We start from the raw sequence: 11,262 nt of genomic DNA on the forward strand, positions 1-11,262 counted from the left end.
GTGGCGGCGGTGGCGTCGGGCTGGTGCTGCTGAACGGCGGCTCGGTGACCGTGGACGGCGGCGCGGGCGGTGCGGCCAGCGCCATCACGGGCGGCACGGGCAGTTCGTTCGGCAACGGCGGCGCGGGCCTGTTCCTCTACAACGGCGGCTCGTTGAACGTCCAAAGCGGCGCGATCACAGGCGGGGCCGGGGGCACTTTCGCCAGCTGGGGCGGGGCCGGCGCGGCCGGCGTGCTCAGCAATCTTGGAACCATTGTCAACGCGGGGACGATCACCGGCGGCGAGGGCGGCTACGGCTATTCGAACGGCGGGGCGGCCGGCATCGGCGTGATCGCCTGGGGCGGCACGATCGAGAACAGCGCGACCGGCGTCATCGCCGGCGGCGTCGGCGGGCAAGGGAACGGCAACTTCAGCGGGATGTATTCCGGCGCCGGCGGGGCGGGCATCGTCTTCACGGGCGGCCAGCCGGCGGTGCTGGTCAACGCCGGAACGATCCAGGGCGGGGCGGGCGGCCCGGCCTCGAACGCGATCCGGCGGGGCGCCGGCGGCAGGGGTGTGGTCGGCGCCAGCACCGGCTCCACCACCATCATCAATTCGGGCACGATCATCGGCGGCGTCAGCGTAAGCTCCGTGCGCGCCTATGCGATCGAACTGTTCGGCAGCGACAACCGCCTGGAGCTTCACGCCGGCTCGTGGATCCGTGACGTCGTGGCGGTGACCGGCGGCGGCTCCAACAACGTGCTGGCCCTGGGCGGCGCCGACGACGACACGTTCGACGCCACGCATATCGGGTCGGACGGGTCCTATGACGGCTACGGCTACATGGGCTTCGACACCTTCGAGAAGCTGGGCGCCAGCACCTGGACCCTGACGGGTACGGGCGACCAGACCTGGTCGGTGCTGGAAGGCGTGCTGAAGGGCGACAGCAACAGTCTGGCCGGCAGCGTGGTCTTCGGCAGCGGCGCCGGCAGCCGGGGCGTCGTCTTCGACCAGGCGTTCGACGGGGTCTATCGCGGCCAGATGTCCAGTGGCGGCGCGGTGACCAAAACGGGCGCCGGAACCCTGACGCTGACCGGCGAGTCCGCCTCGAACTGGACGATCTCGGGCGGCGGGGTGATCGCCCAGGCCGGTCTGTTCGGCAACGACGCCACGATCGGCGCCGGCGCGTTCCTGACCCTCGATCAGAGCACGGATGGAACCTATGGCTTCGTGCTTTCGGGCGCCGGCGAGTTCCGCAAGGCCGGCTCGGGCAAGCTGGTCCTGACCGAAGACTCTTCGGCCTTCACCGGCGCGACCACGGTCGGCGCCGGGATACTGTCGGTCAACGGCTCCCTGGCCGGTTCGACGGTTACGGTGGCCTCCGGCGCGACGCTGGGCGGCGCGGGCACGGTGGGCGACACCACCATCCAGAGCGGCGGCCACCTAGCCGCCGGTAACTCCGTCGGTACACTGTCGATCGCCGGCGACCTGACCCTGGCGTCAGGCTCCAGCCTCGACATCGAGCTGGGCGCGCCGGGCGCGTCTTCGGCCTCGCCCGGCGTCAGCGACCGCCTGGTCGTCAGCGGCGACCTGGCGCTGAACGGCGTGGTCAATCTCTCGCAGAGCGCCGCCTCGGCCGACGGCGTCGCCGGCATCGGCTACTATCGCCTGATCACCTATGGCGGGGCCCTGACCGCCAATACGGCGACGATCAACTCCACGCTCTCGCTGAGCAACGTGAACTACGCGCTGCAGGCCGGCAGCGGCCGGGTCGATCTCTACATCAGCAACGCCCTCATTCCTGGCGACGACACCCTGCAGCACTGGCAGGGCGGCGACGGCGTCTGGAGCGCGACGAGCACCCAATGGCTGAACGACGGCGGCAACACCCCGGTGGCCTGGGCGAGCAAGTACGCGATCTTCAAGGACGCCGGCGCCTTCACGGGCGGCACGGTCACGCTGGACGGCGCGCAGAGCTTCATCGGCCTGCAGTTCGTCGACGAGGGCTATGAGCTGACAGGGACCGGCCAGCTGGCCACCGTCTCGGGCGGAAGCGAGATCCGCGTGCTGGCCGACGTCGCCAAGATCGGCGCGGCGATCACCGGCGCCGGCCTCGTCACCAAGACCCAGGCCGGCACGCTGATCCTGACGGGGGCCAACACCTATACCGGCGGGACGTTGATCGATGCGGGCACGCTGCAGATCGGCGACGGCGGGACTTCGGGCTCGATCGTCGGCAATGTCGGCAATCGCGGCGTGCTGGTCTTCAACCGTTCCGACGACATCACCTTCGCCGGTCGGATCTCCGGCTCGGGCGCGGTGCGCATCCTGGACGGCGGCGTGACCTTCACCGCCGACAACATCTATGCCGGCGGCACGACCATCGCCTCGGGCGCGCAGCTGAACCTCGGCGCAGGCGGCACGAGCGGCCTGATCGGCGACGTGGTCGCCAACGGCGCCTTGCTGTTCGACCGCTCCGACAGCTTCGACTTCGACGGCCTGATCAGCGGCTCGGGCGTGGTCCGCCAGGTCGGTTCGGGCAAGCTGGTCCTGACCGGCGACTCTTCGGCGTTCACCGGTGCGACGTCCGTCGAGGCGGGAACTCTGACGGTCAACGGCTCCCTGGCCGGCTCGACGCTCACCGTCGCCTCCGGCGCGACGCTGGGCGGCAAGGGCTCCGTGGGCGACACCATCATCCAGAGCGGCGGCCATCTGGCGCCCGGCTCCGGGGGATCCATCGGATCTGTCGCAACCCTGTCGATCGTAGGCGACCTGACCCTGGCGTCCGGCTCGAACCTGGACATCGAGCTGGTCGCGCCGGGCGCGTCGTCGGCCTCGCCCGGAGTCAGCGACCGTCTGGTCGTCAGCGGTGACCTGGCGCTGAACGGCGTGGTCAATCTCGCGCAGACCCCCGCCATGGCGGCGGGCCTGGGATACTATCGCCTGATCACCTACGGCGGCGCCCTGACCTCCAACACGGCGACGATCAACTCCACCCTGTCGCTGAGCAATGTGGACTACACGCTGGAGGCGGGCGGCGGCCGGGTCGACCTGCTGATCAGCAGCACGCTCATTCCCGGCGACGACACCCTGCAGCACTGGCAGGGCGGCGACGGCGTCTGGAGCGCCGCCGGCGCCCAATGGCTGAACCAGGGCGGCAACACCCCGGCCGCCTGGGCGGGCAACTACGCCGTCTTCAAGGACGCCGGCGCGTTTGCCGGCGGCGAGATCACGGTGGAGGGCGCGCAGAGCTTCCTGGGCCTGCAATTTGTCGACGAGGGCTATGAGCTGACCGGAACCGGCCAGCTGACCACCGTCGCGACGGGCAGCGAGATCCGCGTCCTGGCCGACGCCGCCAGGATCGGCGTTGCGATCACCGGCGTGGGCGGGATCACCAAGACCGAGGCCGGCACGCTGGTCCTGACCGGCGCCAACACCTATGCCGGCGGCACGATCATCCAGGCGGGTACGCTCCAGATCGGCGATGGCGGGACTTCGGGTTCGATCGTCGGCGACGTCGCCAACAGCGGCGTGCTGGCCTTCGACCGCTCGGACGCCATCACCTTCGGCGGCCTGGTCTCGGGTACGGGCGCGGTGCGCATCCTGGACGGCGACGTGACGTTCACGGCGAACAACACCTACGTTGGCGGCACGGGCATCGCCTCGGGCGCGCAGCTGAAGCTCGGCGCCGGCGGGACGACCGGCTCCATCGGCGGCGACGTCGTCGCCAATGGCGCGCTGGTGTTCGACCGGTCCGACAGCCTGAGCTTCGCAGGCTCCATCAGCGGCTCCGGACAGCTCCGCCAGGTCGGCGCGGGCAAGACCGAACTGACCGGCGCCTCCAGCGGCTTCACTGGCGCGACTACGGTCGAGCAGGGCGCGCTGTCGGTGAACGGCCTGCTCGGCGGAACGCTGGACGTCTGGGCCGGCGCTCGCCTGCAAGGCGTCGGCACGGTGGGGACCACCGTCGTGTCGGGCACGATCGCGCCCGGCGCCTCGATCGGCACGCTGAACATCGCCGGCGGGGTCACCTTCAAGCCGGGCTCGATCTTCGAGGTCGAGGCGAACGCGGCGGGGCAGTCGGACAAGATCCTCGCCTCCGGCGCGGCCACGATCCAGGGCGGGACCGTCAAGGTCCTGGCGGGCGCGGGAACCTACAAGCCCCAGACCAGCTACCTGATCCTGCACGCCGACGGCGGCATCGCGGCCGGCGGCAAGTTCGACGGCGTCACCTCGAACCTGGCCTTCCTCGACCCCTCGCTCAGCTATGACGGCTCGAACGTCTATCTGCGGCTGCGCCGCAACGACATCAGCTTCACCGACATTGGCGTGACCCCGAACCAGGTCGCGGCGGGGGCGGGCGCGCAGAGCCTGGGCTGGGACAACCCGGTCTTCGACGCCGTGGTCAACCTCTCGGCCGATCAGGCGCGCGACGCCTTCGACCAGTTGGCCGGTTCGGACCACGCCAGCCTGCGCGGCTCGCTGATCCAGGACAGCCGCTTCGTGCGCGACGCGATCCTGGCGCGGGGCGACCTGGCCGGCGTCGACGGAACGTCGGCGTGGGGGCAGATCTTCGGCGGCTGGGGCTCCATGAAGGGCGACAGCAACGCGCAGAGCTACGACCGCGACATCCAGGGGCTGCTGACGGGCTACGACGGCGCGCTGGGTTCGCACGCCCGCGCCGGCGTCGCCGCAGGCTACAGCACCAGCGACCTGAAGACCTCGCGCGCCAGGCACGACGTCGAGACCTATCACCTCGGCGGCTATGTCCTGGCGGAGCGCGGCGGAGTGTCGTTCCAGCTCGGCGGCGCCTATGCGTGGCATGAGGTCGAGGCCTCGCGCCGTGTGGCGTTCGGGACGTTCGCCGAGACCCTGTCGAGCGACTATTCGGCTCACACCTATCAGGCGTTCGGCGAAGTCGCCTTGAAGCGCAAGGTGGCCGGCACGATGCTGCAGCCGTTCGCGGGCCTGGCCTATGTCGGGCTGACCGACGCCGATGTCAGCGAGCAGGGCGGCGCCGCCGCGCTGCATGGCGGGGGCGACGAGCACCTGACCTACGGCTCGGTCGGCGTGCGCCTGATGAGCGAGCTGAACACCGGGGAGCTTCACCTGCGTCTCGCCGGTTCGGCCGCGCTGCGCCATGCGTTCGGCGACCGCGCGCCGACCATCGACCTGGCCTTCAGCGGCGCGCCGTCGTTCAGGATCGTCGGCGCCCCGATCGACAAGGACAGCCTCGCCGTCAATCTGGGCCTGGAAGCCAACCTCGGCGCGAGCGCCGTGCTGGGCGTCAGCTACTCCGGGGACTATGGCGACCGCTCGACCGACCACGGCGCTCGCGCCCAGCTCAGCTGGAGGTTCTGACCGGCGGGGCGTAGGCGCGGCCCAAGATTGCTCGTTGCAGAACCGTGTTATACTAAACCGGCGCAGATCATGACGTAACAGCGTTGTGACGGCGCCGCGTTCGGTGGCAAGGGGGCTTGCAAGTGCTGATGAGGATGCGTCGCGCCATCGTGGGCGCCGGTGCGACGGCGTGCACGGGGGCGGTCCTGGCCGCCGCCGTCTTCCTCGCCGGGCCCGCCGCCGCGCAGGTGACCCTGCCGTCGCGCCAGGAACTGGACCCCGCCAACGCCGCCCCGATCGCGGCCGCGCCGCGCGGCGACCTGTTCAAGGGCGTGGAGGCCGGTCCCTGCGCCTTCCGCGACAGCCCCGTCAAGGTCACCCTGAAGGCGGTGGAGTTCCAGGGCGCGAGGTCCGGACCGCTGGCGCTTTCGGACCAGGCCCTGGCCTCGACCTATGCCGAGTTCATCGGCCGCGAGGCGCCGGTCAGCGTGGTCTGCGACATCCGTGACCGGGCCGCGACGCTCTATCTGCGGCGTGGCGTGCTGGCCAGCGTGGTCATTCCCGAGCAGCGGATCGTCGAGGGCAAGCTGGTCCTGACGGTCGTCGAGGCGCGGATCGCGGTGGTGAACTATCACGGCGACGCCGGCCCGGCCCAGAAGCAGGTCGTCCGCTTCCTGGATCACCTGCGCGGCCTGACCCCGTTCGACCTGGACGTCGCCCAGCGCTATCTGCTGCTGGCCTCCGACGTGCCCGGCGCGCGCATCCAGTCGGTGCTGAAGGCCTCGCCGCAGGGACAGGGCGCGCTGGATCTCGAGATCGCCATCACCCGCGACGCCGTCGACGGCTCGGTGGTGGCCCAGAACTACGGCTCCAAGACCGTGGGCCGGGATCTGACCCTGGCGCGCGTCGACTTCAACGGCTTCACGCCGCTGGGCGAACGCACCTCGATCCTCGGCTACGGCACGCTGTCCAGCGACGAGCAGCGGGTGATCCAGGTCGCTGAGCGCTTCTACATCGGCGGCGACGGCCTGGTGGCCGATCTTTCCGGCGCGTGGGGCTGGACCCGGCCGGGCGACGTCCTCAAGCCGCTGGACCTGGAGGGCGAGTCCTTCGCCGCCAGCCTCCGCCTGACCTATCCGCTGGTCCGTCACCGCCGCCACAACCTCAACATCGGGGTCGGGCTGGACTGGGTGGACCAGAAGGTCGAGTTCGGCGGCGGCGCGGCCGTGCTGACCGACGACAAGCTGCGGGTGTTCTTCCTGCGGCTGGACGGCCACTACGCCCCGGCCCGTCTGGCCTCGCATTCGGTGGCCATGACCGGCCTGGTCGAGTTGCGCCAGGGCAGCCGCGGCTTGGGCGCCAGCAAGTACGGCGACCTCTCGGCCTCGCGGTTTCTTGGCAAGCCCGAGGCCACGGTCATACGGGCCGAGGGCGAGTTCGGCGGCCGGCTGGCCGGACCGCTGATCGGCAAGCTGAACGTCGCCTGGCAGCATACGGACGACGCCCTGCTGTCCTACGAGGAGTACGGGGTCGGAAACCTGACGATCGGGCGCGGCTACGACCCGTCCGCGGCGTCCGGCGACCGCGCCATCTCGGGTTCGCTCGAGATCAGCACCACGCCGCTGGCCCTGCCGTTCGCTCTCAAGGGCGGGGGGAGGGCGGCCTGGCGGCCCTACGCCTTCTACGACGTCGCCGAGCTGACAAATCTGGGCTTGGGCGGCGGCAAGCTCGACCTGACCTCGGCCGGGGTGGGCCTGCGCGCCCAGATCACCTCGCGCGTGGCGCTGGACCTGACCTGGGCCAAGCCCTTCGACAGCCCGTTCGGGGTCGGCGACGAGCCGCCTTCGCGGGTCCTGATCTCGCTGTCCGCCGCCCTGTTCTAGACCGTCGAAGTCCCGGAGCGTCCATCATGACCTCGTCGCCGATCCGCCCGACCTTCTCTCGCACCGCCCCGCGCCCGGCGCACCGAACCAAGCTGCTGGCGGCTTCCGCCCTCGTCAGCTCCCTGATGGGCGGCGTGGCGGCGATGCTGGCTCAGCCGGCGGTGTCGGGAACCCTGCCGGGCATTCCCAGCGCCGCCAACATCACGGTCTCCTCGGGCGGCTCGCAGCCGGTGATCAGCTTTCCCGACGCCATCACGCTGCAGATCGAACTGAACGCGCCCCGGACGGTGATCAACTGGACCGACCTGCACCTCAGCAGCGGCGACGCGATGAACTTCCTGTTCGACTCCGCCAGCGACATCGTCCTGAACAAGACCACCAGCCAGATCCGGTTCGACAACGGCAGCGTGGTGACCGGCAAGGTCGGGGCGGCGACGGCCGGCAATGTCTGGTTCTATTCGCCCCAGGGCGTGATCGTCTCGCCGGGCGCGACCATGACCGCCGGCGGCTTCCTGTTCAGCAAGGGCTCGGGGCTGGTCGACGCCAGCTTCGTCGATTCCGCCGCGCCGCTGACCTTCCTGCGCTCGACCGCCGACGCCCTGATCCAGATGACCACGATCAGCTCGGCGACCAGCGCGTCGATCAACAGCAGCGGCGACGTCGTGCTCAGCGCCTCCAGCGGCGCCCTCAACGTCTCCACCGCGGTGGGCGCCACGGTGGACATCTCCACCACCTCGGGTTCGATCACCGCCAGCGAAGTCACCGCCACCAGCGGCGCGGCCAGCGTCGCCGCCGGCGGCCCCGGCGCGACCGTCACCCAGATCACGGGCGCCACCGGCGTCACGGTCTCGTCGAGCGCCAACACCTCGGTCGGCGCGGCCACGACCACGACCTCGGGCGACATCCTGCTCACCAGCAACGGTTCGGCGTCGCTGACCCTGGGCAATTCGGCGCGCGACGTCACCATCAGCGCCCCGCAGGTCTTCGTGAGCACGATCGACGCGGCGCGCGACGTGTTCGTGACCGGTTCGACGACCGCCTATGTGACCAACCGCATCTTCGCCGGGGACGACATCGAGATCACGGCCTCGGCCGGCGACGTCTCGGCCGGCGGCGCCTATCTGAAATCGACCGGCTTTGGTGCCAGCGACGACGCACACATCCTGCTGCGCTCCGACGCCGGCTCGGTCAACGCCGGCAACACCTTGCTGACCCAGGGAACCGGCGCGCAGGCCGGCGATATCACCATCCAGGCGGCGACGACCGCGAGCCTGGGCACGGCCAGTTCCACCCGCGACATCAAGGTCAGCGGAACCTCCGCCAGCCTGAGCAACGGCTCGGCGGCGCGCGACGTCTTCGTCACCGCGACGACCGGAAACGCTACCGTCGTCACCGCGGCCACGGCCGGCGACGACGTCGAGGTCACGACCACCTCGGGCGACGTCCTGGCCAGCGGCGCGACGCTGAAGTCGACCGGCGCCGGGGCGGCCGACGACGCCCACGTGCTGGCCAGGTCGAGCGACGGCGCGGTCAATGTCGGTGCGGCCATCACCCAGGGCGCGGGCGTGGCGGCGGGCGACGTCACCCTCGACGCCGGCGGGACGATCACCGCCGGTTCGCTGACGGCGAGCCGGGACGCCAAGGCCGTCGCGGCGGGCGATATCGACGTGACCTCCGCCGCAGCCGACCGCGACATCACCATCACCTCCAACGGCGGCCAGGCGATCCTGCGCGCCGCGACGCTGACGGGTTCAGGCTCCGGCCATGATCTGTCGATCACGGCGGTCGGCAACGCGGTGCTGGGCGATCCGGACTATACGGCGATCACGACCGCCAACCTCTTCAGCCGCACGGGCGGCAACACGGGCACGGCCAGCGTCAAGTCGACGGGCGGCGTCGCCATGGTCCACCTCGACACCAGCGCCCTGATCGACACCTTGGAAGGCGCCGATATCGACGTGACCGTCGCCAGCGGCCTGGCGAGCTTCGGCACGATCACCGCCCTGATCGGCAACCTCTACGCCGAGACCTATGACGGCGGCCTGACCGTCGGTTCGGCCACGGCCAGCAGCGGCACGCTGGACCTCTATGTCGCCGGCGGCGACCTGACGATCACCGGCTCGGTCCACGGCGGCGGTCGTACTCATCTGGAGACGGACGGCCTGCTGGACGGGACGGCGGCGACTTTGATCTCCAGCGACGACGACCTGACCCTGATCGGCGGCAGCGTCGACGTGGGCGAGGTGACGGCCGGCCTGGCGCTGGACGCCACCGCCGCGACCGGAAACATTGTCGTCCAGAAGGCGGTGGCCGGCGAGACCGTCGTGGTGGCCGCGATCGATGGCGACGCCACGCTGCGCGGCGCCGAGGGGCCGGACGGCGTCACGGTGCTGGCCATGAACAAGGCCACCTTCGGAGCCGACGACAAGGCCTCGATCACCACCGCCAACTACGCGATCACCAATCCCAGCTGCGGTTGCGGCACGGACGGCCTGCAGATCCTGTCCTACGCCGGCGACGTCGTGGTGAACATCAACTCGGCCAGCAACGGGATCACCCTGGTCGGGGCGGCGATCGACGGCAGCGCGACCGTCGTCCAGAAGACCGGCGACCTGGTGATCGGCGAGCTGGCGGCCTACGACATCACGATCGAGGCGATGGCCGGCACGCTGGACGTCAGCGCCATCAGCAGCGGCGGCGACTACACGGTCACCGCCCAGGATTTCGTGGGCGACAGCCTGACGCCCTATCTGTTCAACGGCGACATCCGCGACGTCACCATAACCGACACCCTGGGCGACCTGGACCTGGGAAGCCTGTCGCTCTACGCCGGCCGCAAGCTGACCATCACGGCCCAGGATGGCGCCGTGAAGGGTCTGGCTCTGCTGGACGCGGGAACGGGGGCTGGCGACGGAGAGGTCACGGTGACCGGCGCCGGGATCGCGCTCGACACGGTGCAAAGCGACGGCGACGTCGCCCTGGACGCCGGAACCGCCCTCGTGAACGTGGCGACCAGCGTCAGCGTCGATGGAACCTATCGCCTGACCGGCGGCTCCTTCTCGGCCGGGGCGCTGGCGCCGCTCGGCGCCAAGGCGGGATCCTGGACCATCGTCGACAAGGCCGGCGGCTTCGATTTCAGCGCTAGTCCCCTGCAGTACGGCGGAGGGATCAGCGTCACCGTGGACGCCGGCGCGATCATCGGCGGCGACATCACCAGCGACACCGGCGACATCTATGTCGAAGCCGACAGCGGTCAACTGGGCGGGCTCGACGGGGCGGCGGGCCAGGTCAGGGCGATCGCCAATGTCGGCGGCATGTCGGTGGCCTCGGCCACGGGCGCGGACCTGATCCAGGTTTCGGCGACCAACGGCGTGGCCAGCCTGGGGGCGGCCGTCCTGACCGGAACCGGCGCCAACAGCCTGACGGTGCATGCCGCCAGCGGCGACGTGGTGCTCGGCGCGGCGACGCCGGGCGCGATCACCACGGCCAACATCGTCACGTCGTCGGGCGCCAGCACGATCGTCGAGGCTTCCGCTCCGGCCGGCGATGTCGACATCAATCTTGATCACACCACAACGGCCGATCTGACGACCGTCGAGGCGCTGGGCGCGGTCGACATCACAGTCGTCAACGGCTCGCAACGGATCATCGCGGCGCGGTCGACCAACGGCGCGGTCCGGATCCACGGCCCCGACGGCGCCCTGACGGTGGATGAACTGAGCGCGGGCGCTGCCTCTCAGGTGAACGGCGGCGGAGACACGCGGCTGATCTCGGCCAGCGTCACCGGCGATCTCGACGTGACCTCGGCCACGGGCGCCCTGCGGTTCGGGGACGCGACGCCCGGTCGGGTGATCGAGGTCAGCGGCGCCCTGACCCTGGATGCGGCGACCGACGTCGCCCAGCAGGGCGTGCTGAAGGCCAATTCGCTGGGCGTGACCTCGGGCACGGGCGTCGTCCTGCTGGGCGCCAACGAGGTTTCCTACCTGGACGCGGTCAGCGTCGCGGCCGGCGGCTTCGCCTTCAACGACACCCTGGCCTTCGACCTCTACGGACCGATCACC

3 protein-coding genes are annotated in these 11,262 nt (G+C 70.6%); all 3 read left to right on the plus strand.

The genetic code is table 11. From position 1 onward, the window contains the following. Positions 1-23 precede the first annotated feature (23 nt). Positions 24-5,339 (plus strand): autotransporter domain-containing protein, encoded by a 5,316-nt coding sequence (locus DMC18_RS13635; protein WP_110120379.1) that lies wholly within the window; start codon positions 24-26, stop codon positions 5,337-5,339. A gap of 128 nt (positions 5,340-5,467) precedes the next feature. Beyond that, positions 5,468-7,201 carry a ShlB/FhaC/HecB family hemolysin secretion/activation protein gene (locus DMC18_RS13640; RefSeq protein WP_233245266.1) on the plus strand — a complete coding sequence of 578 codons (1,734 nt, stop codon included), beginning with the start codon at positions 5,468-5,470 and terminating at the stop codon, positions 7,199-7,201. A gap of 26 nt (positions 7,202-7,227) precedes the next feature. Further along, a partial coding sequence (locus tag DMC18_RS13645; protein WP_146218073.1) for a hypothetical protein occupies positions 7,228-11,262 on the plus strand: 4,035 nt, incomplete at its 3' end.

It is taken from the genome of Caulobacter sp. D5, assembly GCF_003185805.1.
In the GTDB taxonomy this organism is placed as follows: domain Bacteria; phylum Pseudomonadota; class Alphaproteobacteria; order Caulobacterales; family Caulobacteraceae; genus Caulobacter.